The sequence below is a fragment of the Phenylobacterium sp. genome (assembly GCF_030651755.1).
In the GTDB taxonomy this organism is placed as follows: Bacteria; Pseudomonadota; Alphaproteobacteria; order Caulobacterales; family Caulobacteraceae; genus Phenylobacterium.
Map to the genome: position 1 here is coordinate 12444 of NZ_JAUSBZ010000100.1, position 24938 is coordinate 37381.

A 24938-nucleotide genomic window follows, 5' to 3' on the forward strand; every position below is an offset into this window, starting at 1 on the left:
ACATGCGGACGTTCGCTTTGGCGGTGGTGCTGGCGAGTTTGGTGACGGGAAGTGCGATGGCGCAGCCGAAGTGGGCGATTGTGGTGCATGGGGGGGCGGGCGTCATCGAGCGCGCCGATCTCACCCCTGAGCAGGAGGCGGCCTATCGCGCGGCCCTGACCAAGGTGACGGAAGCCGGCGGCGAGGTCCTGGCCAAGGGCGGTTCGGCCCTGGACGCCATCGAGGCGGCCATTCACCTGCTGGAGGACGACCCCCTGTTCAATTCCGGCCGGGGGGCGGTGTTCACCGCCGAGGGCCGCAACGAGCTGGACGCCTCGATCATGGATGGGGCGACCCTGAGGGCCGGGGCGGTAGCGGGCGTCACCCGCACCCGCCATCCGATCTCGCTGGCTCGGGCGGTGATGGAAAAGTCGCCGCACGTCATGCTGATGGGCTCAGGCGCCGACACCTTCTCGAAGGAGGCCGGCCTGGAGCAGGTCGAGCCGAGCTACTTCTTCACCGAGCGTCGCTGGCGCTCCCTGGAGAAGTTCCTGGCTGAACAGAAGCTGCCGGTTCCGCCGAGGCCTGCGGGCGCGGTGGTCGCCGATGAGGCCGCGGCCCTGGCCCATGACGAGGGCAAGTATGGGACTGTGGGCGTCGTGGCCCTGGACCAGGCCGGCCATGTGGCGGCCGGCACCTCGACCGGCGGCACCACGGGCAAGCGCTGGGGGCGGGTGGGCGACAGCCCGATCATCGGCGCGGGCAACTACGCCTCGGACGCGTCTTGCGCGGTCTCGGCCACCGGGACCGGCGAGTATTTCATCCGCCTGACGGTGGCGCGCGAGATCTGCGCCCTGGTGGAGCACAAGGGCCTGTCCCTGCAGGCCGCCGCCGACGAGGTGATCCAGACCAAGCTCACCGCCCTGGGCGGCGACGGCGGCGTCATCGCCGTGGCCCCCGACGGCCAGATGGCCTGGAGCTACAACACCTCGGGCATGTACCGCGCCCGGCTGGCGGACGGCGAACCCCTGAGCGTGGGGATCTACAAGGACGAACCCTGATGGCGACCCGCAACTGGATCCCCGTGCGTGGGGCGCAAGGGACGCATTCGCGCCAAGCCCATGCCGACATGCCGGCCGGCACCTATGAGCGCGAGATCTCCAAGGAGGGCTTCTTCGGCCCCGCCGCCTTTCTGCACCATCCAAGGCCGCCCACCGGCTGGACGAGCTTCGAGGGCCCTCTGCGGCCCCGGGCCTTCGACCTGGCGCGGCTGAACGAACCCCAGGCCTCGCCCTGGAGCGCGCCGGTGGTGCTGCACAACGCCGCCACCGAGATCCGCTTCTGGAAGCTCGCCCAACCCATGCCAGGCCTGGCGCGCAACGCCGATGGCGACCAGCTGCTGTTTGTCCATCAAGGGGCGGGCGATCTCTTCTGTGACTATGGCCGCATCGCCTTTGTCGCCGGGGACTATCTCTATCTGCCCCGGGGGACCATGTGGCGCCTGGCGCCAGCTGAGCCCTGCGCCATCCTGACCATCCAGGCGACCAACAGCCACTTCACCCTGCCCGACAAAGGTCTGCTGGGTCCCCACGCCATCTTCGACCCGGCCCTGCTGGACACCCCGGTGATGGACGAGGCCTTCTGCGACCACCAGGCTCAGGACGACGAGACCACGGTCGCCATCAAGAAGCGCGGCCAGGTCTCGACGGTGACCTATCCCTACAATCCCCTGGACGCGGTGGGCTGGCATGGGGAGCTGGCGCCGGTGCGCCTGAACGTCAGCCATATCCGCCCGGTGGTCAGCCATCGCTACCACCTGCCCCCCAGCGCCCACACGACCTTCCTGGCCGACCGGTTCGTGGTCTGCACCTTTGCGCCGAGGCCCTTCGAGACCGATCCGGGCGCGCTGAAGGTGCCGTTCTTCCACAACAATGACGACTATGACGAGGTGCTCTTCTATCACGCGGGCGACTTCTTCAGCCGCGACGGCATCGATGCGGGCATGATGACCTTCCACCCGTCGGGTTTCACCCATGGGCCCCATCCCAAGGCGCTGAAGAACATGCTGTCCCAGCCCAAGCCGGCCACCGACGAATATGCGGTGATGATCGACACCCGCGATCCGCTGGAGGTGGGCGAGGCTGCGGGCGCAGTGGAGAACACCGCCTATGTCGACAGCTGGAAGGCCCGATGACCGCCGCCATCCATGACGACCTGGAGGCCGCCGCCCAGGAGGAGCTGACCCAGGCCTGTGATCTCGGCTGGCGGGCGCTGGCGCCCTGCACGCCGTGGGGCGACACCTTCGAGGGTTTCAGCCCCCAGGGCCGGCCGGTGTGCTTCGAGCGGAACTACATGTGGGAGGACAGCCCCGGCGGCGACATCCGCGTGGAGGTCCACGTCTATGAGCCCCGCGCCTTCGAGGCCGGTGTGCGTCTGGTGCAGACCCTGATTCAACAACAATCCTAGCCCTCAAGCGGAGACCCCCAAGATGAAGCTCGCCTCGCTGAAGTCCGGCCGTGACGGCCGGCTGGTGGTGGTCTCCAACGACCTGGCCTGGTTCACGGATGCGGCCACTGTGGCGCCGACCCTGCAGGCGGCCCTGGACGACTGGGAGCGATGCGAACCCATGTTGCGGGCCCTGGCCGAGAGCCTGGAGCACGGCGGGGTGCCCAAGGAACGCTTCCACGAACACGAGGCCGCCAGCCCCCTGCCGCGGGCCTATCAGTGGGCCGACGGCTCGGCCTATGTGAACCATGTGGAGCTGGTGCGCCGGGCCCGCGGGGCGGAGATGCCGCAGAGCTTCTGGACCGATCCGCTGATGTACCAGGGGGGCTCCGACGGCTTCCTGGCGCCCCGCGATCCCATCCCGCTGGCCGATGAGGCCTGGGGCTGCGACCTGGAGGCCGAGGTGGCGGTGATTACCGGCGATGTCCCGCAAGGGGTGAGCCCGGCCGACGCGCTGAACCATGTGCGCCTGGTGCTGCTGGTCAATGATGTGTCCCTGCGCAACCTGATCCCTGACGAACTGGCCAAGAGCTTCGGCTTCTTCCAGTCCAAGCCGGCCTCGGCCTTCTCGCCCGTGGCGGTGACGCCGGACGCGCTCGGCGAGGCCTGGCGGGACGGCCGCCTGCACGGGGCGGTGGAGGTGGAGCTGAATGGCAAGGTCCTGGGCTGTGCCGACGCCGGCGTCGACATGACCTTCGACTTCGGTGTGCTGATCGCCCACGCGGCCAGGACCCGGGCGCTCGCGGCGGGCACGATCATCGGATCGGGGACGGTGTCGAATCGCGGCCCCGACGGCGGTCCAGGAAAATCGGTGGCTGAGGGCGGCGTCGGCTATTCCTGCCTCGCCGAGGTGCGGACGGTGGAGACCCTGGCCCATGGCGCGCCCAGAACACCGTTCTTGAAAGCCGGCGACACGGTGCGGATTGAAATGCGCGATGGGCGCCGACACTCGATGTTCGGCGCCATCGAACAGGAGGTCCAGGCCCTATGACCGCACAGCCCAGGACGATGCCGGCTGACACTACCGGCCTCCAGCTGGACGCCTATCTGCCCTATCGCCTGTCGGTGGCCTCCAACGCCGTCAGCCGACTGATCGCCCGGGCCTATGAGGACCGGTTTGGCCTTAGCATTCCGCAATGGCGGCTGACCTGCGTGCTGGCCGAGGATGGCCCGATGAACCAGAGCGCCCTGGTGAGCCGCACGGGCATGGACAAGGTGACTGTCAGCCGCGCGGCCCAGGGCCTGGCCAAACGGCGCCTGCTGGTGCGGTCGGAAAATGACCTGGACGGCCGGTCCCATGTGGTGGCCTTGAGCCCGGAAGGCCTTCGCCTGCACGCCGAGATCGCGCCCCTGGCCTTGGCCTATGAGGCCGCCCTGATCTCGGGTCTCGACCCCAGCGAAGTGGCCCTGCTCAAGCGCCTGCTGTTACGCCTGCAAGGCGCCGCCGGCGTCCTGGCCGGGGAGCGAACCGAGGCGAGTTAGCCCCAACCCAGGGCGACCGCACCGTGATAGACGGCCATGGCCGCCAGGTAGGCCAGGGTGATCATGTAGGCGAACATCACAGAGGGCCACAGCCAGCTGTTGGTCTCGCGCTTCACCACGGCCAGGGTCGGGGCGCATTGCGGCGCGAACACGTACCAGGTCAGGAAGGCCAGCCCCATGGCCAGGGACCAGTCGGCCGACAGGGCGCCGGCCAGGGTGCCCACCTGCTCCTCGGCGTTGGCCACCGCATAGACGGTGCCCAGTGCGCCCACGGCGACCTCCCGGGCGGCCATGCCCGGAATGAGGGCCACGGTCATCTGCCAGTTGAAGCCGATGGGGGCGAACAGCGGGTGCAGCAGGTGGCCCAGCTGGCCGGCGAAGCTGTAATCAATGTCCGGCCCCGTGGCGCCTTCCGGCGGATAGGGGAAGGTGGACAGGACCCAGATCAGCACCATCAGCGGCAGGATGATCCGGCCGGCGCGGTTCATGAAGATCGCCGCCCGCTGCCACAGATTGCGCAGCACGCTCTTGGGGTCAGGGGTCTTGTAGGTCGGCAGCTCCATCAGGAAGGGCTCGACCTGGCCACGCCAGAAGAGCCTGCGGGCGATGAAGGAGATGGCCAGCGCGCTGGTGATGCCGGCCACATAGAGGCCGAACATCACCAGCCCCTGCAGGCTGGCGAAACCCCAGACCGTCTGGTTGGGAATGAAGGCGGCGATGATCAGGGTGTAGACCGGGATCCGCGCAGAACAGGTCATCAGCGGCGCGACCATGATGGTGGTCAGGCGGTCGCGCCTGGAGTCGATCACCCGGGTGGCCATGACCCCTGGAATGGCGCAGGCGAAGGACGACAGAAGGGGAATGAAGGCCCGGCCGTGCAGGCCGGCCCCGCCCATGATCCTGTCCATCAGGAAGGCGGCCCGGGCCATATAGCCGAAGTCCTCCAGGAGGATGATGAACAGGAACAGGATCAGGATCTGCGGCAGGAAGACCAGCACGCTGCCGACCCCGGCGATCAGGCCATCGACGATCAGGCTCTGCAAAAGACCGTCCGGCAGCACCGTGGCCACCAGGCCGCCCAAGGCCCCCATGCCCCCCTCGATCCCGTCCATCAGAGGACCGGCCCAGGCGAACACCGCCTGGAACATGACAAACAACAGGGCCAGCAGGATGGCGAGGCCCGCCACCGGGTGCAGCAACACCCCGTCGATCTTGCCGGTCAGGGTGTCGGGACGTTCGGCCGGCCGCACATGGGCCTTCATGGTCCGCTGGGCTTCGGCGTGGGCCTGGCGGATCTCCGCAGGCGAAGGCTCGTGCCAGGTGTTGGGAGCCTCCAGGGCGCCGGTCGCCGCCAGGGCCTCGACCTTGGCTTCAATCTGGGCGACCAGATCCTCGATGCCCCGCTTGCGGGTGGCCACGGTGGTGACGATCGGCGCGCCGATGTCGCGGGACAGGCCCTCCAGGTCGATGCGCAGGCCCTGGCGCTGGGCGATGTCGAACATGTTGAGCGCCAGCACCATGGGCCGACCGACCTGCCGCAGCTCGAGGATCAGGCGCAGCACCAGGCGCAGATTGGTGGCGTCGGCGACGCAGACCACAACGTCGGGCGGGGTCTCCCCCTTCAGCTGGCCGAGGATCGCGTCCCGGGTCACCGCCTCGTCGGGGCTGCGGGCGCGCAGGGAATAGGTGCCGGGCAGGTCGAGCACCGAGACGGTGCGCCCGCTGGCGGTGGTGATGGTCCCTTCCTTCCTCTCCACTGTCACGCCGGCATAGTTGGCCACCTTCTGGTGGCTGCCGGTCAGGGCGTTGAACAGGGCGGTCTTGCCGGAGTTGGGATTGCCGACCAGGGCGATGCGGGCGCTGGCTATGCTCATCGGGCGTCGGGTCCAGCCGCCGAGGACTCCAGGCGGATCACGATGTCGACGGCGTCCCGCCGGCGCAGCGCCACGCGCATGTCGTCCAGTCGAACGGCGATGGGATCGCGGCCGATGGCGCCTTCGTGGATCACTTCGATGGTCGCGCCCTCCACAAAGCCCAGCTCCAGCAGGCGGCGCTCAAGCTCCTGAGCGTCCAGACCCCCAGGACTGGCGGCGACTCCCGAACCAACTGCGCCGATCACGCCTCGATCCCCCCGCCGCGCCTGGCTCAACCGAAGCTCGCCTGTGGCGAGGTCCGCCGCGGCGGTTAGGGGCTGCGAGAGGGATAGATCGTCCATGGCGGAATCCGACGACGGGGGCGTGGGACGCGGCGGAATGCCTGCGAACGATTATCAGTTACGACTGAGGCGCCCGCGATGCAAGCCCTGTGGCTGGGCTTGCGGCCTGTCCGGCGCGAGGCTCCGTTGACGCGCCGTATCCTCCCGCTAGATTGCGCCACCCGCGGGCCCCTGTGGTGGAATTGGTAGACGCGCCGCACTCAAAATGCGGTACCGCAAGGTGTGTCGGTTCGAGTCCGACCGGGGGCACCAGACCTTGATGGCGGCGGCGGACGCCGGCCTGGCGGCCGAAACGCTCCAGATTTATGGGTTGGAGCGCGCTTTCAACGCAAAAAGCCGGTTTCCACTTTTGCGGAGCGCGCCCTAGGTCGCCGCGAAGACCAGCGGCACGGCGATCAGGGCCGCCATTGAGAGAACGGCGGCGGCGATCAGATTGAGCCAGAGGCCGGACCGACTCATCTGCGCGATGCTGATCAGGCCGCCCCCATAGACGATGGCGTTCGGGGGCGTGGCGACCGGCAGCATGAAGGCGCAGGAGGCTGCGATCGCCAGGGGCAGGGCGAACAGCATCGGATCGACCCCGATCGCCAGGGCCAGGGCTCCGCCGATGGGCAGGAAGGTGGCGGCCGAGGCGGTGTTGCTGGTCAGTTCGGTCAGGAAGATCATCGCCACGGTGACCAGGACGATGAGGGCGGCCACCGGCCATCCCCCCAGGATGCTGAGAAGCTCTCCCAGCCAGGCGGCCAGTCCGCTGCTGGAAATCGCCGCCGCCAGGCTGAGCCCGCCGCCGAACAGGGTGAGCACTCCCCAGGGAAGGCGTTTGAGCTCGGCCTCGGTCACCAGGCGGTCGCCCGGCGCCTGGCCTGAAGGCAAGAAGGCCAGGGCCGCCGCTGCGGCGATGGCGATCCCGGTGTCGTTGAGCCACGGGGCGTAGGGGGTCAACAGCGGGCGGAAGACCCAGGCGAAGGCGGCGAGGGCGAAGACGATCGACACCCGCTTTTCCGCTGTCGTCATGGCTCCGAGGCGGGCGCGCTCCTCACGGAAAAGGACGCTGGCTTCCGGCAGGGTCAGCTTGACGGGGTTCAAGGTGGTCAGGACCAGCCAGGCCCCGGCCAGCAGGAGCAGGGCGACGGGCACGCCAATCATCATCCATTGGCCAAAGCCGATCTCGACGCCGTGTTCCCGGGCCATGTAGCCGGCCATCAGCGCATTGGGCGCTGTGCCGATCAGGGTCGCCATCCCGCCGATGCTGGCCCCATAGGCCACGGCCAGAAGCAGGGCGATTCCGAGGTTGCGAAGGGAGACCGGATCTTCCCGCCCGCCATGGTCCTGCGCCAGGGCCAGGATCGCCAGGGCGACGGGCATCATCAGCACGGCCGACGCCGAGTTGCTGATCCACATGGAGATGAGCGCGGTGGCGCCCAGCATTCCGGCCACCAGGCGACGCGGGGTCGCGCCGGCCGCCGCGGCGCAGCCGAGGCCGATCCGCTTGTGCAGCCCGCTGCGCTCCATGGCCGCGCCGAGGACGAAGCCCCCCAGAAAGAGGAAGATCACGGGGTCGGCGTAGGGCGTCGCCGCCTCGCGGATGTCGCTGACGCCCAGGGCTGGAAACAGCACCAGAGGCAAGAGGGCGGTGATCACCAGGGGGGCGGCCTCGCTCATCCAGAGGATAGCCATCAGGACGGTCACCGCCGCCACCGGCCGCACGGCCGGGCCGGAGCCGAAGTCCGGCGCCAGTAGAATGGCGACAAACGCCCCGAGGGCGAGCGCCAAGCCAGCCAAACGGCCGCGCCCCTCGGCTTTGGCCGACCTGTCCTGAAACTCTAACTGCACCCTTGGAGTCCCCCCTTAGCCGCGTCGCAGCGGCCTCCCCGACGGCAATATGGACCCAAGGCCGCCCGCGGCGCCAGCCGTGGCCGTCCCCCTCCGGCGGTAGTCGTGCTAACCTAAGGTCAATCAACGTCCTCGGACGCCATCAAGAGACCTCATGGACGAGACCAAGACCACGGCCGGGAATGAGCCGGAGCTGGTCCCGCCCCACGGACCATCCCCAGACGGAGGAAAGCCGGGCGAACCAGACGTCGCCCGGCTGGTGCTCCAGTGCGCCATCCCGTTTTTTCTGAGCAGCATGAAGCGGCTGGAACACCTGTCGGGGGGCGACTCCCTGTCCGGGCTGCTCACCCTGGGGATTCTTGAGGCCAATGTCCGCCACGTGTCGCGCGACCCGGTTCTGGCCCGCCGCCACGCCCAGTTCGAGACGCCGCCACCCGACGAGACCCGTCGACCCATCAGCGCCCGGGCCCTCGCCGCTTCCCTGGGCGTTCCCTATGACGCCGTGCGCCGACGGGTGGCGGCGCTGGAGGCCGCCGGGATCTGCGTGCGCACCGCCAAGGGGGTCTATGTGCCCAGCGCCGTGCTCATGACGGAGGCCAATCGGGGCGCCCTGGCCCGCAGCTACCTGGCCGTGAGCCAGCTCTCGCGGGAGATCATCACCCTGGCGCCGGGCCTCGATCTGACGGGGGGTGTCGCCGCGCCGCCGGATGTCGGACCCCTCACGGCGCCAGAGCGCCTGGCCGCTCGCATCACGGTGGAATACGTCCTGCGATTCGCCGAGCGGCTCGTGGGTGCAGCCGGCGACTTCAGTCGCGGCCTCATTCTGCTGGCCATCCTGCAGCACAATTTCGAGCCCCTGCGGCAGGACCCCGTCCTGACGCGGCGCTACGGCGGCCTGAAAAGGGCGCCTCCGGATGACATGCTGGCGCCCATCAGCGTCCTGGCCCTGGCCGGGGTGATTGGCCATCCCTTCGAGACCACCCGACGCCATGTGAACCATCTGATCGGCGACCGCCTGTGCGCCCGCACCCGGGGCGGGGTCATCGCCCCGGCCGCCGCCCTCCAGTCTGAATTGGCTCAGGGGTTGATGGCGGCCCATCTGGGCGATCTTCAGCGCGCCTTTGGCGCCATGGCCCGCCTCGGTCTCGTCTTCGACGGAAAACAGGAGCCGCCTGCGGCCAGAGATTGACCTTGGCCCCTCGTCGGGTCATGGCCAGCCATGGCCAGCGCCAGTTCCGTCCCCACCCCAGGTTCCGGCCCGGAACGTCCTGCCGCGAGGATCGGGCTGGGGGTCCTTCTGCGGGTCTGCGCCATGGCCTGTCTGGCGGGTCTGTTTGGCCTGGTGAAGGTGGCGTCGGAGCGGGGAGTCCCGATCTTTGAAACCCTGTTCTTCCGCAACGCCTTCGCCTTCATTCCCATCGCCATCTACATCTTGCGGACCAGCGGGTTTGGGGTTCTGAGGACCAGCCGACCGGGCGCCCACGCCATCCGGGCCATGGTCGGCCTGACCGGCATGATCGGCGGTTTCGTCGCGGTGTCGCACCTGCCCCTGACCGAGGCCACGGCCCTGTCCTTCTCCGCGCCCCTGTTCATGACCGCCCTGTCGGTTCCGCTCCTGAAGGAAGCGGTGGGGCCGCACCGCTGGGCCGCCGTGGCGGTGGGGTTTGTGGGCGTGCTCATCATGATCCGGCCCGACCCCGCCAATCTGGCCAATATCGGCGTCATCTTCGCCCTGATCGGCGCCGTCGGCTCGGCGCTGGCCATGATCACCATCCGCCAGATCAGCATGACCGAACCCGGGCCGCGTATCGTCTTCTACTTCACCGTCGCCGGCGCCCTGGCCGGACTGGCCAGCCTGCCCTTCGGCTGGGTCATGCCCGACCGGGAGACCTTTGCGCTGCTGGTGCTGATGGGCCTGCTGGGCGGGGTCGGGCAGCTTCTGCTGACCGAAGCGATCCGGGTGGCCCCGGTCGCGGTCGTGGCGCCCTTCGACTACACCCAACTGGTCTGGGCGAGCCTGTTCGCCTTCCTTGTCTGGGATGAACTGCCCCGACCGCTCACCCTGGTCGGCGCCGGCGTCGTCGCCGCGAGCGGTCTCTACATCCTCTACCGGGAGACGACCCGGCGCCGCGAGACCCGGAGCTGAGTCCTCCCCCGGTTGATATTCAACGGTAAATTGCGCCCCTGACGTGTTCTGTCACATTGACGGAACGTCGATACGAGAAGACTCTGCCCCTGTCGTCGGCGTTGGGCCGGCGAAAGACTCCAAACAGGAGGTCCCACCATGGTGCGTGGCCTTTCCATCCTGGCGGCCCTCGCCGCCATCGCCGCTGTCCCCGGCGGCGCCCACGGCGCGGTCACCGTCATCGGCGGGGGCATGGCCGAGGCCTGTTCCCGCGCCGCCGTCGATGGTCGGTCCGACAGGCGCTTCGAAGAGTTCTGCGACATCGCTCTGGAAACCGAGTTCATGAACGCCCGCGATCGGGCTGGCACCCATGTCAATCGCGGCGTCCTGCGCATGCGACGGGCGGAGTACGCGCCGGCCATCGCCGATTTCGATCTGGCGGTGAAGATGAAGCCAGACCTGGGCGAGGGCCACGTCAATCGCGGCGCAGCCCTGATCGGCCAGCGGAAGTATGCTGAGAGCCTCCCGTCCATCGACCGTGGTCTGGAACTGGGGGTCGAAGAGCCGGCCAAGGCCTATTACAACCGCGCCCTGGCCCATGAGGGCCTGGAGGACGCCCGCTCGGCCTATCTCGACTACCAGAAGGCTCAGGAGCTCGCGCCGGAGTGGGCTGCGCCGGCCGAGCAGCTCACCCGGTTCTCGGTGACCACCCGAACGGAGTCCAACTGACCCGAAGGACGGAGCCCGGGTGGGACTCCGCGCGTTGGGTAGGGAGCTTCCGCCGGAGTCGACGCATGCGCCTGCCCTTCACGATCCTGGTCCTGACCCTGGCCGCCGCCGCGCCGGCGGCGGCTCAGGACGCCTATCTGCAGCACCAGATCGGGGTGCTGGAGGCCGAGCTGCAGCTGGAGCGCCAGCGGTCCGTGGCGTTGAACAATGAGCTGAACGCCCTTTCGGCCCAGGCTCAGACCGAGCGCGCCTCGCAGGATCTACGTCGCCAGCAGGCCCCGCCGATCTGGATGACCGGGCCGGAGGTCCCCTGGCTCGGCGCCGCTCCGGGCCTCGACACCAGCGGCGCGCCCGAGCGTGTGCAGATTCCTGACGGTCGCCTGGCCGATTCTCGAGCGCGGGTCGCCGCGATCCTGGAGCGCAGCCGGTAGTAGGCGCAGCCCTCCGATCAGGGCATGGTTGGCGCAAGGCTTTGAGAGGGACGGCGGATGCGGTGGCGCGGGGGACGACGCTCTGGGAACATTGACGACCGCCGAGGGCTCGGCCCTGTGGCGGGCGGGCTCAGTATCGGCGGTGTCGTCCTGGCCCTGATCGGCTATTTCGTGTTTGGCGTGGACCCCTCGACGACGCTCAGCGTGGTCAATGGCGCAGGCGCTCCAGCGGCCCAGAGTTCTGGGGTTCGCGGCGCCCCTGACGATGAGGCCGGCCAGTTCGTCGACGTCATTGAGACCTCGACCGCTGAGGTCTGGACCGAGATTTTCGCCCAGGCGGGCCAGACCTATGAACCACCGGCGGCCATGGTGCTCTACGAGCAGGCGACCGGCACCCGTTGCGGGACAGGCCAGGCGGCCATGGGGCCCTTCTATTGCCCGGCTGACCGCAGCGTCTATCTGGACCTGTCCTTCTGGGATGACCTGGAAAACAGGTTCGGGGCCGCGGGCGAGGCGGCCCGGGCCTATGTGATCGCCCATGAAATCGCCCACCATGTCCAGAACCTGACCGGCCAGATGAACCAGGCCCAGCGCATGGGCTCCCAGGGCGCCGAGAGCGGGGCGGTGCGCCTGGAGCTTCAGGCTGATTGTTATGCCGGCGTCTGGGCGGCTCGGGCTGAGCGTACGTCGGGGGGCGCCGTCGCCCTGGGTCCCGACGACATCGCTCAGGGCTTGGCGGCGGCCTCGGCCATTGGTGACGACACCCTGCAGAAGCAGAGCCAGGGCCGGGTCGTGCCCGACGCCTTCACCCACGGCTCCAGCGCCCAGCGCATGGCCTGGTTCCGGCGGGGCGCAGAGACCGGCGACCCCAACGCCTGCGACACCTTCAGCGCGGCGCGCCTGTAGGCGTCAGATGGGCGGCGGCGGTTCGTGCTCCAGGCACACCGCCACGCAGCGCTGGGCCAGCAGGTCGCCGGCGTCGATCAGGGGGACCTGGGTGTCGGCCGGTCCCAGCACCAGCGGCGCCTCGGTGCAGCCGGCGATCAGGGCCTCGGCCCCCTCGGCCACCAGTTCGCGGGCGAGCCCGGCCATCTCCGCGCAAGCCTCCCGGGAGAGGTCGCCGGCCTTGATCCGATAGAGGAGCGCCATGAAGGCCCCCTGCCGCTCGGCCGGCAGCGTGACCAGGCCCAGGCCCCGGGCGGCGAGATATTCCCGATAGAGCCGAAGCGCCCCCTTGGTGCCCAGCACGCCGACCCGGCGGGCGCCGGTCTCGGCCGCAGCCTTGGCCGCGCCGCCGATCATGTCGATCAGCGGCAGACCTGTGGCCCGGACGATGAGGTCGGCATGGGCATGGGCGGTGTTGCAGGGCATGGCCAGGATTTCAGCCCCGCCACCCGCCAGACCGCCGGCCATCTCCGCCAGAACGGGACCCGCCGCTGCGCCAGGAACATTGCGGTCAGGGACCTGGGGGTTCAGATCCATCAGGACCCGGATGTGGTCCTGATCGCGCTCGGCAGGGGTGTAGGCCTGCAGCTTGGCGAGGAATTCCAGGGTCGCCCGCGGCCCCATTCCCCCAAGAACCCCGAGGATCAGACTCATGACAGCTGGCCTTCCAACTCGCCCTGATAGCCGAACAGGCCCTGGGCGCCGCCGGTGTGCAGGAAGACCACGGTCTCGTCCTTGAAGGCGCCCCGGGCGCACAGGTCGATGAGCCCCTTCATGGCCTTGCCGCTATAGACCGGATCCAGGATCAGAGCCTCGGTGCGGGCCGCCAGCTTCAAGGCGTCGATCACCGCCTGGTCGATCAGGCCGTAGCCGGCGCCCACATAGTCACAGTTGGCCGCCACGCGATCGCGGCTCACGCGGCCTTCCTGACCCAGCAGGGCGCAGGTCTCCTGGGCGAGCTTGAACACATTGGCCTCCTGGGCGGCCTGGGGCGCGCGCACCCCGATGCCCAGGACCGGAATGTCGGCGCCGATCACCGCCAGGCCCGCGACCAGGCCCGCATGGGTGCCGGCGCTGCCGGTGGCGGTCACGATGCGGTCGATCTTCAGGCCCATGGCGTCGGCCTGCACCACCAGCTCCCGGGCGCAGTCGGCATAGCCCAGGGCGCCGACCGCATTGGAGCCGCCGCCGGGGATCACATAGGGCCGGCCGCCGCGCTCACGCACCCCCTGGGCGACGCGCTCAAGGGCGGCGTTCATGTCGCTGCCGCCGGGCACAGTCTCGATGTTCGCGCCCAGCAGGCGGTCGAGGAGCACATTGCCCGATTGGTTGTAGTCCACGGCGCTGGAGCCGGTGCGCGCCTCCAGGATGATCTCGCAGGCCATGCCGAGCTTCGCGGCGGCCGCGGCCGTCTGGCGCACATGGTTGGACTGGATCGCGCCCTGGGTCACGAGGGTGTCGGCGCCCTGGGCCACGGCTTCGCCCGCCAGGAATTCCAGCTTGCGGGTCTTGTTGCCGCCACCGGCCAGGCCCGTGGCGTCATCCCGCTTGATGAACAGGTTCAGACCGCCCAGCGCTTCCCCCAGTCGGGGAGCAGCCTCAAGCGGCGTGGGCAGGTGGGCGAAACGGACGCGGGGAAAGCGGGCCAGGTGCATGATCGGCTCCTCGATGAACTCGAGCGTGCCCTAGAGCATGAAGCGATCAGACGGAACTGTCTGATTATCAGAACGCGCCCTGTCACGCGCCTGACCCGTCGTCTGCGTTCCACCCGGTCAGGGAACGAGGATCGGCGCCGCCACCAGGCCAAGCCCGACGATGCTGACCAGCCAGGCCAGGGACCGGAGGCCGCGCACGCCGAAGGCGTAGAGCGGCACATAGGCCACCCGGGCCCAGAAATAGACCTGGGCGCCGATGGCGCTCAGCTCGGTTCCGCGACCGGTCACATGGGCGATCAGCACGACGCCGATGAAGATGGGCAGGGTCTCGAACAGATTGGCCTGGGCCCGCTGCAGTCGCTGGGCGCGGGGACTGAGGGGCGGCATCTCCTCGTCCCGGGCGCCGGTGTTCCACTTCAGGCCGTACTGGGCGGTCCGGGCCATGTCGAAGAGCAGGATCTGGATGAAGGCCAGGACCAGCGTCCAGGCCAGCATGACGAGTTCAATGGTCATCGCGTCGTCCCCCTTTTCGCTCCCTGGCGGAGCTTCAGCGCAGGAGGGGACGCCGGCGCCGGGCCGCCGTCAAGGACGACCCGGCGTCAACGCGGTCAGGTGCGGGACGGACTCAGCCCCCGAACCTGCGGCTGAAGCGCACCCCGATGGCCCGCGGCGGCAGGACATAGGTGTAGTGGCTGCGCACATAGACCCGGTCGCCGTTCCCGTCGAAGACCGGCTGATTGAACTGGCTGGTTCCCCGGGCGCCGGTCTCGGCGAACTCATTGAAGAGGTTCTTCACATAGAGCGTCGCCGTCCAGTCGCTGGTCCCCAGGGAGACCGCGGCGTTGTGAACCTGGTAGCCCTCGAGGGTCAGGCTCTCGGCCCGGCCGCCGGTCCGGGTCAGCACGTCCGACAGGGCGGTGACGCCATAGTTGAAGCCGAAGTCCAGGCCGTTGGCGAGGGTCCGCTCATAGTCGACGAACAGGCTGCCCTGGTGCTCCGGAGATCCCGGCAGGCGATCCCCGGGCATGCCGTCCTCATAGGTGATGGTGCTCTGGAAACCCGGAGGATTGAACCGGGGCACCAGATTCGGAGTCACCTCGGTGAGCTCTGAGGTGTTGTAGGAATAGCTGCCCCGCACGGTCCAGGACTCAGCCAGCCGGCCGATGAAGTTCACCTCGACCCCCTTGGACTCCGCGGCCGAGCCATTCTTGGTGATCGGGATCAGGCCGTTCTCGGTGGCCGAGGAAACCTGTGGGTCACTCCATTCAATGAAGTAGGCCGAGCCGTTCAGGGTCAGGCGATTGTCGAACAGCTGCGTCTTCAGCCCGATCTCATAGTTCAGGGTCTTGTCCGGCTGATAGGCCAGTTCGTTGGGCAGGGCGCAGCTGATCTGGTTGGTCGGCAGGGGCACAGGGCAGGGGCCGACCCCGTTGGAGTTGCCGATCCGGTAGCCCTCGCTGACGGTCAGATAGCCCAGGATATTCTCGCTGAACTTGTAGGAGGTGTTGAACTTGTAGAGCCAGCCGCTGTCCTTCTGGCCGCCGGGTTCGAAGTTCAAATTGATCTCGTCTGGGCCGGCGCCGAAAAACACGCTGTAGAGCAGCGGGAAGTCGACGGCCTGGAAGGTCTCCAACTCGTAGGAATAGCGCCGGGCGCCGACGGTCACCTGCCAGGCCGAGGTGATGTCGTAGGAGACTTCGCCATAGAGGGCCTGCTCCTTCAGGTCGGTCAGGCCCACATTGTAGTATTCCAGGGCGTCAGGTCGCTCTCCTCCCAGCCATTCCGCATAGCCCGGGGTGAACTCCTTGCTCGAGGCGTTCGAGTCGAGCTCGTAATAGAAGCCGCCCAGGATCCAGTTGAAGGGGCCTCCGTGGTCGGAGACCAGGCGTAGTTCCTGGCTCACAACCTGCTGGCCGGCCTCCTCCAGGGTATAGGCGGTGAAGGTCGGGAAGGCCTCGTAGCTGTATTCCAGGCTGATCAGCAGGTCTGTCTGATCGCGCTGACCGCGTTCGGTGTAGCGCGACTTGCCGGTGGACGAGGTCAGCTGGGCGAAGCCCAGGTCGGCGGCGATCTCCAGGGCGATCAGTTCGTTCCACCGGCGGTTGGGCTCCAGGACCCGCTCGGCCGAAACATAGTCGCCGGTGGCCAGGGTGCTGCGGCGATGGCTGACCTGACGGGCGCCGATGTCCTTTTCCTGGAAGTGATAGGTCAGGGTCCCGTCCAGCCAGTCGGTAGGAGCCCAGCGGGCCGCCAGGCGGCCGGAGGCCACTGACTCGTAGTTCGCATCCTTCTTGCTGGTGAGGTTCTGGGAGACCGCGGTCGGGTTGCTGAAGTCTGGATCGGGGTCGGAAATGCCCGGCTGCTGGACCAGGAAGTTGTAGTCGATGAAGCCGCTGTCGCTCAGCTGATCGAAGGAGGCGCGCAGGGCGAAGGTGTCGCTGAGCGGCGCATTGAAGGTGACGCCCAGGTCCCGGGACAGGCTGCTGGCCTCGCTGTACTGATAGGCGTCTGCGCGGACCTCCATCATCGGCGCGAGGAAGCTGGGCTTGTTGGGGATATAACGGATCGCACCCCCAAGCGTGCCCGCGCCATAGAGCGTGCCCTGCGGCCCCAGGAGGATTTCCACCCGCTCCAGGTCGTTGGTCCGCAGGTCAACATAGAGCGGGATTTCGCCGACATAGGTGGCCACCGTGCCGCCGCCGCCGCTGACCCCTTCGGCGGACCCCAGGGGGTCGGCGTTGAGGCCGCGAACGATGATCCGGTTGTCGCCGCGGGAGCCCTGGTCGACGATGTGGATGCCGGGCACCCACTTGGCCACGTCGGACAGGTCCTTGAGCCCCTGTCTCTCCATTTCGACGGCGCCGACGGCGGCGATGTTGATGGGCGCATCCTGGACGGTCGAGTCTCTCCGGGTGGCGGTGATGACCAGTTCCTGGACTTCGACCGGCTGGGCGGAGACGATGGTCGGGGTCGCGACGGTGACGGCGAGCGTGCTGATCGAGGTCAGCAGGATGGCCCGCGGAGACAGGTTGAGACGCATGATGGTTCTTCCCCTCGGCTTTGCTGAGAGGCAGGCTGCGGAACGGCTGGACCGGGCCTCAAGGGCCTTGTTGCACCGCAGAACGCAATTATTCAGTATGACGAAATTATGTGCGCGTATGCGCTCGTTTGACGGCGCCCCATGACCGAAACGTCCATTGAGGCCGACGCGGACGGCCCTGGGAGTCGCCTCGCCAGGGCCGAGCGCCTGATGGCGCAAAAGGCCTATGAGCCCGCCCACGCCCTTTGCATGGAGGCCCTGGCGGCCGATCCCCAAGCGGCCGGCGCCTGGTTCCTGCTGGGCGTGCTGGCGGCCGATCACGACAATCCGGGCAAGGCCGCCGAGCTGTTTGGCAAGGCCGCGTCCCTTGATCTCGATGATCCCCGGGCGCCGGCCCAGCTGGCCCGCTGCCTGATTGCGCTGAACCGCCGAGACGAGGCCCTGACCCAGGCCCAGGTCGCCGCTGGCCGCGGGCCTGCGGACGCCCTGACCCTCGATACGTTGGGCGTGGTCTATAGCCGGGCGGGTCTGCATGATCGCGCCATCGGCTATTTCGAGGCGGCGTTTGCGCGCGAGCCACGCCATGCGAGCTTTGCTTATAACCTCGCCGCGTCACGGCAGTTTTCCGGGGACTTCGACGGCGCCGAGACGGCCTACGCCCAGGCGCTGGCCCTGGATCCCGACCTGCACCGCGCCTGGTCGTCCAGGGTTCAGCTCAGACGTCAGACCTCAGAGGCCAATTTCCTGCCGGAGCTTGAGGCGCGGTTTTCGGCAGCGGACTCAGCCGAGGCGCGCCTGCACCTTGGCCACGCCCTGGCGAAAACCCACGAGGATCTCGGCGACTTCGCCCAGGCCCTCGACTGGCTGATCGCGGCCAAGGCGGCCAAGGGCCGACAGGTGGGCTACGATCCCCGGGCCGACGCCGAGCTCTTCGCCGCCGCCCAGGCGACCTTCCCGCCAGGGACAGCGGCCCTGGGCCACCGGTCGGATCGGCCGATCTTTGTGGTGGGTCTGCCGCGCACCGGCACCACCCTGGTGGATCGCATTCTTTCCAGCCATCCACAGGTCGCCTCGGCGGGCGAACTGACCAATTTCGGTCTGGTCCTCAAGCGCATGACCGGTTCGCCGGGCGCCTTCGTGCTCGACGAGACCACCCTTGAGGCGGCCGGCGACCTCGACCTGCGCAAGGCTGGCGAGGCCTATCTGAAGAGCGTGGAAGCCCTGGTCTCGGGGAGTGGTCGCTTCATCGACAAGATGCCCCTGAACTTCGTCTATGCGGGGCTCATCCACCGGGCGCTGCCCGATGCGCGGATCATCTGCCTGAGGCGCCATCCCATGGACGCCTGCCTGTCGAACTTCCGGCAGCTCTTCGCCACCGGCTTTTCCTATTACGACTACGCCTACGACCTGGCCCATACGGGGGCCTATTATGGCGGCTTCGACCGGCTGGTGGCCCACTGGCGCGACGTCCTGCCCGCCGACCGATTCACCGAACTCGCCTATGAGGATCTGGTCGCCGACCAGGAGGCTGAGACGCGGCGGCTCCTGGACTTCTGCGGCCTGGACTTCGATCCCCGCTGCCTGGCCTTCCACGAGAACACAGCCCCGGTGGCCACAGCCAGTTCTGTCCAGGTGCGCAGCCCGATCTACGCCACCTCCATCGGACGCTGGCGTCGCTATGGACCAGGCCTTGCCCCCCTACGTCAGGCGCTGGAGGCGGCTGGGGTTCAGGTGGAGGATTAGGCCAGGTTCAGGACCGCTTCCTCAGGGCCGCTGGTCGCGGGGCAAGGCGGCGACCTCGGCGGGGGTGAGCTTGCGGATTTCCTGCACCAGGCAGGGCGTGGCGCCGATGGGCGAGGCCACGCGCACATCCAGGTCCATTCGGTCGCAGACCATGTCCGAGCCCCCCGACGGGATCAGCACCAGGGGGTCGGAGGCGCTGGTGGTCAGGCAGGCGTTGCGCATGGTCACGCGAAACACGTCCTGCGGACCGACGCTGGTGCGGAACAGGACGGTGTTGCGGTCGACAATCTTCTGGCCGCGAATGGCGTTCAGGCGGAAGCAGGCGCGGCCGGCTTCGGGACCGCCTGCGGCCATGGACTGGGCGGTCGGCCCGCCGACGGGAGCCTGAGGCCCCCCTGCGGCGCAGCCGGCCAGGGTGAGGGCGCCGAGGGCGGCCAAGGCCGTAGCGAACGGGACGGTCATTGCTGTCTCCTCCTGTGGCCAAACGAGGGGCCTGCCCCCGATGTTCCAGTCCGTCAGCCGGTCTCGCGGCACAATGGGGCCAAAGCTTGACCCGCCGCCCCTTGGCGGACCGGTCGGTGCGGACTAGAGTTCTTTCGTCCTCGGGGGGCCGCGCTTGGGCGGCTGAGAGGCGGGGGAGCCCGCGACCCGTTGAACCTGATCCGGGTCATGCCGGCGAAGGGAACGGAGAGCGCCATGGCGCGTGTGCTGGAATCGACACGACTGACCGCCCGGATTCTCGGGCCGTTCCTCGCCCTGGCTGGCGCGGCGGCGGTGCTGCGCCGTGATGATCTGGTGGACCTGATCCAGGCTTTCCAGGCCGACCCGGCGCTGACCTTCGTCACCGGCATGCTGCTTCTGCTGGCGGGGCTGGCCCTGATGGCGGTTCACCAACGCTGGCGTACGCCGGCCGAAATCGCGCTCAGCGTGACGATCTGGCTGCTGACCCTGCGCGGCGCCTTCCTGTTGTTCGCCCCCAGCGTCCTGTTCGACCTTGCCGACAATGTCATCGCCTCGACGCCCCTGGTGGTGGCTGCTGGCCTCGCCGCCGTGGGCGTCGGGGTCTGGCTGACCCTGGTGGGATACCGCCAGGCCGCCGCCTGAACCTCATTCCGACATCCTCACAGAGACCCTCCATGAACAAGCCGCTGACCCCCAGTCTCGACGCCGACGCCATCCCGACCGGGGAGCGCCCGGGCTCGAAGAAGGTCTATGAGGCCGGGCGGCTCTGGCCGGATATCCGCGTGCCCTTCCGGGAGGTGGCTGTGCATGAAAGCGCCGGCGAGCCGCCGGTGACCCTCTATGATCCGTCGGGTCCCTATACCGATCCTGCGGCCAGCATCGATATCGACAAGGGCCTGCCGCGCACCCGCGAGCCCTGGGTCGTCTCCCGTGGGGATGTGGAGGTCGTCGCCGACCCCCGGAACGTCAAGCCCGAGGACAATGGCTTCGCCCGGGGCGCCCACCTGGCGCCGGAGTTCAGCCAGCCTCGCCGGATCTACCGCGCCCGGCCCGGGGTCAGCGTCACCCAGATGGACTATGCCCGCCGCGGCATCGTCACGCCGGAGATGGAATATGTGGCCATCCGCGAGAACCTGCGCCGCAAGGAGGGCGAGGCCTTCATCCGCGACGGCGAGGACTTCGGCGCCTCGATCCCCGACCTGGTGACACCGGAGTTCGTCCGCGATGAGATCGCCCGCGGCCGGGCGATCATTCCGGCCAATATCAACCACACCGAGCTGGAGCCGATGGCCATCGGCCGGAACTTCCTGGTCAAGATCAACGCCAATATCGGCAACTCCGCGGTGCTCTCCACCGTCGCCGATGAGGTCGACAAGATGGTCTGGGCCATCCGCTGGGGCGCCGACACGGTCATGGACCTGTCCACCGGCCGCAACATCCACAACATCCGCGACTGGATCATCCGCAACAGCCCCGTGCCCATCGGCACCGTCCCCATCTACCAGGCCCTGGAAAAGGTGAACGGCGTCGCCGAGGACCTGAACTGGGAGGTGTTCCGCGACACCCTGATCGAGCAGGCCGAACAGGGGGTGGACTACTTCACCATCCATGCCGGCGTGCGCCTGGCCTATGTGCCGCTCACCGCCAACCGGGTCACCGGCATCGTCTCCCGCGGCGGCTCGATCATGGCCAAATGGTGCCTGGCCCACCACCAGGAGAGCTTCCTCTACGAGCACTTCGAAGACATCTGCGAGATCATGCGGGCCTATGACATCAGCTTCAGCCTAGGCGACGGCCTGCGGCCCGGCTCCATCGCCGACGCCAATGACGCCGCCCAGTTCGCCGAGCTGGAGACCCTGGGCGAGCTGACCCAGGTGGCCTGGAAATACGGCGTCCAGACCATGATCGAGGGGCCAGGCCACGTGCCCATGCACAAGATCAAGGCCAATATGGACAAGCAGCTGGCCGTCTGCGGCGAGGCGCCCTTCTACACGCTGGGCCCGCTCACCACCGACGTGGCGCCGGGCTATGACCACATCACCAGCGCCATCGGCGCCGCCATGATCGGCTGGTTCGGCACCGCCATGCTCTGCTACGTCACGCCCAAGGAGCATCTGGGCCTGCCCGATCGCAAGGACGTGAAGGACGGGGTGATCACCTACAAGATCGCCGCCCACGCCGCCGACCTCGCCAAGGGCCATCCCTCGGCCCGCGCCTGGGACGATGCGCTGTCCCGGGCCCGGTTCGAGTTCCGCTGGGAGGACCAGTTCAACCTGGGCCTCGATCCAGAGACGGCGCGGCTCTATCACGACGAGACCATGCCCAAGGAGGCGCACAAGACGGCGCACTTCTGCTCCATGTGCGGCCCCAAGTTCTGCTCCATGAAGATCAGCCAGGACATTCGCGAGGCCGCCCGCGCCCAGAATGAGTTCGCCGATCGCGGCATGGCGGAGATGAGCGAGAAGTTCCGGGCGACAGGCGGCGAGGTCTATGTGCCGACCAAGCCCTGAGGGGCTTCAGCCCTTCAGGACGGCGCTGAGGCTGCCGTCTGACTCCAGCACCACGAAGGCGGCGTCCGAAAGCTGGGCGCCGCCCGAGGTGCGGATGGCGGCGACCAATTCCTCCTGCGTAACCCTTTGCTGACGCAAGGCGCCCGGCAGGGGTTCCCCATCCTTCAGCAACAGGCTGGGCTCTGACTTGACCAGCCGGTCGACCCCTTTGATGCGGACTGACAGGAAGGTGACGCCGTATTGCAGGCCGACCAGCAGGGCGAGCGCCGCCACGCCCTCGGCCAGGGCCAGATCCTTGGAGGTGAGGATGCTGGAAAAGGTCGAACCAATCGCCACTGTCACCACCAGATCGAAGGCGTTGAGCTTGGACAGGGTCCGTTTGCCGGAGGTCCGTAGGACGACGACCAGGGCGAGATATGCTGCGGCCCCGACCACCAGGATGCGGACGATCGGGTCCCAGCCTGTGAACAGGGCGTCAGGCGACATGGAGGCGAAGATGGGGCGAGCGCATGGGCCATCAACCCTTCGGGGGGGCAAAGGCTCCACCGCCACGGGAAGCCTTGACGTTGATCAAGGCGCCGCCTCCTCGACAGACCAAGCTAAACCTGCGTCAGGAGCATGATGATGGACGGTGAAGACCCCCAGCCGCAAATCGGCAGACGGCCCATGCTGCGTCGCGCAGCGTGGGGCATGGCGGCGGCCTTGGCCGGGTTCACCCTGGTCAGCGCGATGCTGGCCGTCTCCTACGGCCGCACCCCGATGCTGGAACAGGCCCTGTTTCAGCTGGGTCTGGGGGCTACCACCCTGATCGCCGCCATCGGCCAGGTCCTGATCCTGGCCGGTCTGACCCTGCTGTGGAGCGCCCTGCGCCGACAGCGGTGATTGTCGTCGGCCGCCATTGACGGCGGCGGTGGGACGCGAAAGGCTCCACCCCTTCGTTCGCCCAGGGGTCGGTCATGGTGTTGCGTACAATCTGTCTTGGAGCGGGGCTGGCCCTGTGCATGGCCGCAGGCGCGGCCGCCCAGGTCGAGCGCCGGGAGATCGGCCAACTGGTCTATGAGGGCGTTCCCGCCGCCCCGCCCGGGCTGCAGGCGGCCATTTCGCCCTATTACGAGGTTCGCTCGGCGGAGTTCAAAGACTGGCTGGCCGACGGCTCCATGCTGATCTCCACCCGGTTCGGCGAGACGACGCAGATCCACAGGCTGACGGCGCCCGGCGCGGCGCGGACCCAGCTCACCTTCTTTGCTGAGCCGATCACCGCAGCCAAGGCGCAGCCCGGCGCGAGCCGCTTCGCCTATCGGCGGGATGAGGGCGGCTCGGAATATTATCAGGGCTTCCTGCGGGATGTGGACGGACAGGAGGTGCGGCTGACGGCGCCCGACACCCGCAATAGCGACTTCGTCTTCTCCAAGGACGGCGCGGTGGTGGTGTGGAGCCAGGTGACCCCGGGCGATCCCAACTATGACATCATGCTGGCCCAGACCTCGGCGCCGGACTCCCGCCGGGTGGTTCTGGAGGGGCAGGGCGCCATGGCGCCTGCGGCCATCTCGCCCGACGGCCGGCGCATCCTGATCAGCCGCTACAATTCCATCGCCTTTGTGGAGCTGTTCGTCCTTGACGTGGCCTCGGGCCAGCTGACGCCGGTGGGGCCAACCGATCGCCAGGTGTTCTATGAGGGCGCGGCCTTCGTCGATGGCGGCGCGGGCGTGGTGACCCTGTCGGACGACGGTTCGGAGGTGGCCCGTCCGGTGGTGTTTGATCTCGCCACGGGCGCCATGCGGGACCTCGCCCCCGGGTCAACCTGGGGCGCCGAAGGCTTTGATCTGTCGCCGGACGGCAGGACCATCGCCTATGTGGTCAATGAGGAGGGCTATTCGAAGGTCCTGCTGCGGGATGTGGCCAGCGGCCGTCTGCTGCCTGGGCCAGACCTGCCCAAGGGCGTGCTGACCGCCCTGAAGTTCTCCAAGGACGGCGCGCGCCTGGGGCTCAGCCTCTCCACCTCGACGACCTCAGGGGATGTCTGGGACTATGAGCTTTCCAGCCGCCGGCTGACCCGCTGGACGCAGAGCGAACTGGGCGGCTTGAACCCGTCGACGCTCGTGGAGCCGGCTCTGTTCCGCTACCCGACCTTCGATGACCGCTCGATTCCCGCCTTCATCTATCGCCCCGAAGGCGCGCGCGGAAAGCTGCCGGTGGTCATCCAGATTCATGGTGGGCCTGAGGGTCAGGAACTGCCGAGCTTCAATCCCCGCCGCCAGTCCTGGGTCAACGAGCTGGGCGCCGCCGTGATCATCCCCAATGTCCGGGGCTCCACCGGCTATGGGAAGACCTACCTCTCCCTCGACAACGCCGAAAAGCGCGAGGACTCGGTCAAGGATATCGGCGCCCTGCTGGACTGGGTTGCGACCCAGCCGGACCTGGACGCCCGCCGCGTGGCCGTGGTCGGTCAGTCCTATGGCGGCTACATGGCGCTCGCCGTCGCCGCCCACTACAACGACCGGCTGGTGGGGGTCATCGACCTCTACGGCATCTCCGACTTCATCACCTTCCTGGAAAACACCGAAGGCTATCGCCGCGATCTGCGCCGGGCCGAATATGGCGATGAGCGCGACCCGGCCATGCGGGCGGTGTTCGAGAAGATCTCGCCGGTCAATATGAGCGACCGGATGAAGAAGCCGATGATGATCTATCAGGGCGCCAACGATCCCCGGGTGCCGGCCTCGGAATCCGAACAGATGGTCGCCAGTCTCCGGGCCCAGGGCACGGAGGTCTGGTACATCCTGGCCAAGGACGAGGGCCACGGCGTGCACAAGAAGTCGAACCAGGAAGCCGTGCGCGCCACCGAGGTCCAGTTCTTGAAATCGGTGCTGAACCCGGCTCCTTGAGGCGGTTAGCGGATGATCATCGACTCAAAGCCGCCGAAGATCATCCGCCTGCCATCGAAGGGCAGCTTGTCCGGCTCATAGGCCATCCGGGAATCGGCCATCACCTTGGCCATGACCTCGTCGCGCTTTTCGCGAGAATCGTAGGTGGCCCAGGCGAACACCACCACCTCGTCGTCCTTGGCCAGGACCGCGCGGGGGAATGAGGTCACCTCGCCGACGGGCGTGTTGTCGCCGACGCACTCCACATAGCTCAGGGCGCCGTGCTCCATCCAGACCTCCGAGGCCAGGGTGGCCATGGCCTTGTAGGCGTCCAGATTGGCCTTGGGGACTGCGAGCACGAAGCCGTCAACATAGGGCATGGGTCTATCCTTGGTGGGGTCAGGTCACGGCTCAAGGACG

At 68.1% G+C, this 24938-nt stretch carries 25 protein-coding genes, 1 tRNA gene and 1 riboswitch; of the genes, 16 read left to right on the forward strand and 10 right to left on the reverse strand.

The features are described 5' to 3' along the window. Positions 1–2: 2 nt before the first annotated feature. The 5 genes from Q7V15_RS09230 to Q7V15_RS09250 are packed head-to-tail and all read left to right on the forward strand — an operon-like array spanning position 3 to position 3966. Complete coding sequence (locus tag Q7V15_RS09230; protein WP_304755274.1) at positions 3–1040, forward strand: isoaspartyl peptidase/L-asparaginase family protein; 1038 nt, start codon at positions 3–5, stop codon at positions 1038–1040. Further along, the gene (locus tag Q7V15_RS09235; protein ID WP_304755276.1) at positions 1040–2173 is read left to right on the forward strand and encodes a homogentisate 1,2-dioxygenase; all 1134 of its coding nucleotides are present in this window, start codon (positions 1040–1042) and stop codon (positions 2171–2173) included. Before Q7V15_RS09230 ends, Q7V15_RS09235 begins: the two co-directional genes overlap by 1 nt. Then, positions 2170–2445 carry a hypothetical protein gene (locus Q7V15_RS09240; protein ID WP_304755277.1) on the forward strand — a complete coding sequence of 92 codons (276 nt, stop codon included), beginning with the start codon at positions 2170–2172 and terminating at the stop codon, positions 2443–2445. The genes Q7V15_RS09235 and Q7V15_RS09240 overlap by 4 nt, the downstream gene beginning before the upstream one ends. 22 nt (positions 2446–2467) lie before the next feature. Then, on the forward strand, positions 2468–3475 hold the full coding sequence (locus Q7V15_RS09245) for a fumarylacetoacetate hydrolase family protein (RefSeq protein ID WP_304755278.1): 1008 nt from the start codon (positions 2468–2470) through the stop codon (positions 3473–3475). Continuing rightward, positions 3472–3966 carry a MarR family winged helix-turn-helix transcriptional regulator gene (locus Q7V15_RS09250; protein ID WP_304755279.1) on the forward strand — a complete coding sequence of 165 codons (495 nt, stop codon included), beginning with the start codon at positions 3472–3474 and terminating at the stop codon, positions 3964–3966. Before Q7V15_RS09245 ends, Q7V15_RS09250 begins: the two co-directional genes overlap by 4 nt. On the opposite strand, the gene feoB is transcribed toward Q7V15_RS09250, so the two are convergent. Both feoB and Q7V15_RS09260 read right to left on the reverse strand, forming a co-directional pair. After that, the gene (gene feoB / locus Q7V15_RS09255; RefSeq protein ID WP_304755280.1) at positions 3963–5840 is read right to left on the reverse strand and encodes a ferrous iron transport protein B; all 1878 of its coding nucleotides are present in this window, start codon (positions 5838–5840) and stop codon (positions 3963–3965) included. The two genes, Q7V15_RS09250 and feoB, sit on opposite strands and share 4 nt — an antisense overlap. Then, entirely contained in the window at positions 5837–6181 is a 345-nt protein-coding gene (locus Q7V15_RS09260; protein WP_304755282.1) for a FeoA family protein, read from the reverse strand. The genes feoB and Q7V15_RS09260 overlap by 4 nt, the downstream gene beginning before the upstream one ends. Positions 6182–6348: 167 nt before the next feature. Here Q7V15_RS09260 and Q7V15_RS09265 point away from each other — a divergent pair. Continuing rightward, positions 6349–6433, forward strand: a tRNA-Leu gene (locus Q7V15_RS09265). Between the two features lie 111 nt (positions 6434–6544). Here Q7V15_RS09265 and Q7V15_RS09270 read toward each other — a convergent pair. Further along, positions 6545–7954, reverse strand: a complete 1410-nt coding sequence (locus Q7V15_RS09270; protein ID WP_304755283.1) for a DASS family sodium-coupled anion symporter — start codon at positions 7952–7954, stop codon at positions 6545–6547. A 214-nt stretch (positions 7955–8168) separates the two neighbouring features. Between Q7V15_RS09270 and Q7V15_RS09275 the strand changes: the two genes are divergently transcribed. The 5 genes from Q7V15_RS09275 to Q7V15_RS09295 all read left to right on the forward strand — a co-directional run bounded on the left by Q7V15_RS09275 (position 8169) and on the right by Q7V15_RS09295 (position 12205). Continuing rightward, positions 8169–9203 (forward strand): hypothetical protein, encoded by a 1035-nt coding sequence (locus Q7V15_RS09275; RefSeq protein ID WP_304755284.1) that lies wholly within the window; start codon positions 8169–8171, stop codon positions 9201–9203. Positions 9204–9233: 30 nt separating this feature from the next. Then, positions 9234–10160, forward strand: coding sequence for a DMT family transporter (locus tag Q7V15_RS09280; protein ID WP_304755285.1), 927 nt, complete (start codon positions 9234–9236; stop codon positions 10158–10160). A gap of 138 nt (positions 10161–10298) precedes the next feature. Beyond that, positions 10299–10868, forward strand: a complete 570-nt coding sequence (locus Q7V15_RS09285) for a tetratricopeptide repeat protein (protein ID WP_304755286.1) — start codon at positions 10299–10301, stop codon at positions 10866–10868. Positions 10869–10933: 65 nt separating this feature from the next. Next, positions 10934–11299: a hypothetical protein gene (locus Q7V15_RS09290; protein WP_304755287.1), complete on the forward strand. Its 366-nt coding sequence runs from the start codon at positions 10934–10936 to the stop codon at positions 11297–11299. Positions 11300–11356: 57 nt separating this feature from the next. Beyond that, positions 11357–12205, forward strand: a complete 849-nt coding sequence (locus Q7V15_RS09295) for a neutral zinc metallopeptidase (RefSeq protein WP_304755288.1) — start codon at positions 11357–11359, stop codon at positions 12203–12205. A 3-nt stretch (positions 12206–12208) separates the two neighbouring features. On the opposite strand, the gene Q7V15_RS09300 is transcribed toward Q7V15_RS09295, so the two are convergent. The 4 genes from Q7V15_RS09300 to Q7V15_RS09315 form a co-directional block, all read right to left on the reverse strand. Then, positions 12209–12898: an aspartate/glutamate racemase family protein gene (locus Q7V15_RS09300; RefSeq protein WP_304755289.1), complete on the reverse strand. Its 690-nt coding sequence runs from the start codon at positions 12896–12898 to the stop codon at positions 12209–12211. Next, positions 12895–13899, reverse strand: a complete 1005-nt coding sequence (locus Q7V15_RS09305; RefSeq protein ID WP_304755290.1) for a D-cysteine desulfhydrase — start codon at positions 13897–13899, stop codon at positions 12895–12897. Before Q7V15_RS09305 ends, Q7V15_RS09300 begins: the two co-directional genes overlap by 4 nt. Positions 13900–14016: 117 nt before the next feature. Then, the gene (locus Q7V15_RS09310; protein WP_304755291.1) at positions 14017–14412 is read right to left on the reverse strand and encodes an MAPEG family protein; all 396 of its coding nucleotides are present in this window, start codon (positions 14410–14412) and stop codon (positions 14017–14019) included. 112 nt (positions 14413–14524) lie between these two features. Then, positions 14525–16939, reverse strand: coding sequence for a TonB-dependent receptor (locus Q7V15_RS09315; protein ID WP_304755292.1), 2415 nt, complete (start codon positions 16937–16939; stop codon positions 14525–14527). A gap of 141 nt (positions 16940–17080) precedes the next feature. Here Q7V15_RS09315 and Q7V15_RS09320 point away from each other — a divergent pair, with 141 nt between their 5' ends. Continuing rightward, positions 17081–18682 carry a tetratricopeptide repeat-containing sulfotransferase family protein gene (locus Q7V15_RS09320; RefSeq protein ID WP_304755293.1) on the forward strand — a complete coding sequence of 534 codons (1602 nt, stop codon included), beginning with the start codon at positions 17081–17083 and terminating at the stop codon, positions 18680–18682. A 21-nt stretch (positions 18683–18703) separates the two neighbouring features. Here Q7V15_RS09320 and Q7V15_RS09325 read toward each other — a convergent pair whose 3' ends face one another. Then, positions 18704–19144 (reverse strand): DUF6491 family protein, encoded by a 441-nt coding sequence (locus tag Q7V15_RS09325; RefSeq protein ID WP_304755294.1) that lies wholly within the window; start codon positions 19142–19144, stop codon positions 18704–18706. 131 nt (positions 19145–19275) lie between these two features. Continuing rightward, positions 19276–19384, forward strand: a riboswitch (TPP riboswitch). On the opposite strand from Q7V15_RS09325, the gene Q7V15_RS09330 reads away from it, so the two are divergent. After that, positions 19379–19786 (forward strand): hypothetical protein, encoded by a 408-nt coding sequence (locus Q7V15_RS09330; RefSeq protein ID WP_304755295.1) that lies wholly within the window; start codon positions 19379–19381, stop codon positions 19784–19786. (Overlaps the previous riboswitch by 6 nt.) 32 nt (positions 19787–19818) lie before the next feature. Continuing rightward, a complete protein-coding gene (gene thiC / locus Q7V15_RS09335; protein ID WP_304755296.1) occupies positions 19819–21654 on the forward strand; it encodes a phosphomethylpyrimidine synthase ThiC in 1836 nt (611 codons plus the stop codon). Positions 21655–21660: 6 nt separating this feature from the next. Here the strand turns inward: thiC and Q7V15_RS09340 are convergent, their stop codons facing one another. Further along, complete coding sequence (locus Q7V15_RS09340; RefSeq protein WP_304755297.1) at positions 21661–22140, reverse strand: DUF421 domain-containing protein; 480 nt, start codon at positions 22138–22140, stop codon at positions 21661–21663. 180 nt (positions 22141–22320) lie between these two features. Between Q7V15_RS09340 and Q7V15_RS09345 the strand changes: the two genes are divergently transcribed. After that, positions 22321–22536: a hypothetical protein gene (locus Q7V15_RS09345; RefSeq protein ID WP_304755298.1), complete on the forward strand. Its 216-nt coding sequence runs from the start codon at positions 22321–22323 to the stop codon at positions 22534–22536. Positions 22537–22610: 74 nt separating this feature from the next. Next, positions 22611–24539, forward strand: a complete 1929-nt coding sequence (locus Q7V15_RS09350) for an alpha/beta fold hydrolase (protein WP_304755299.1) — start codon at positions 22611–22613, stop codon at positions 24537–24539. Between the two features lie 5 nt (positions 24540–24544). On the opposite strand, the gene Q7V15_RS09355 is transcribed toward Q7V15_RS09350, so the two are convergent. Then, positions 24545–24898, reverse strand: a complete 354-nt coding sequence (locus tag Q7V15_RS09355) for a DUF1428 domain-containing protein (protein ID WP_304755300.1) — start codon at positions 24896–24898, stop codon at positions 24545–24547. Positions 24899–24938 lie beyond the last annotated feature (40 nt).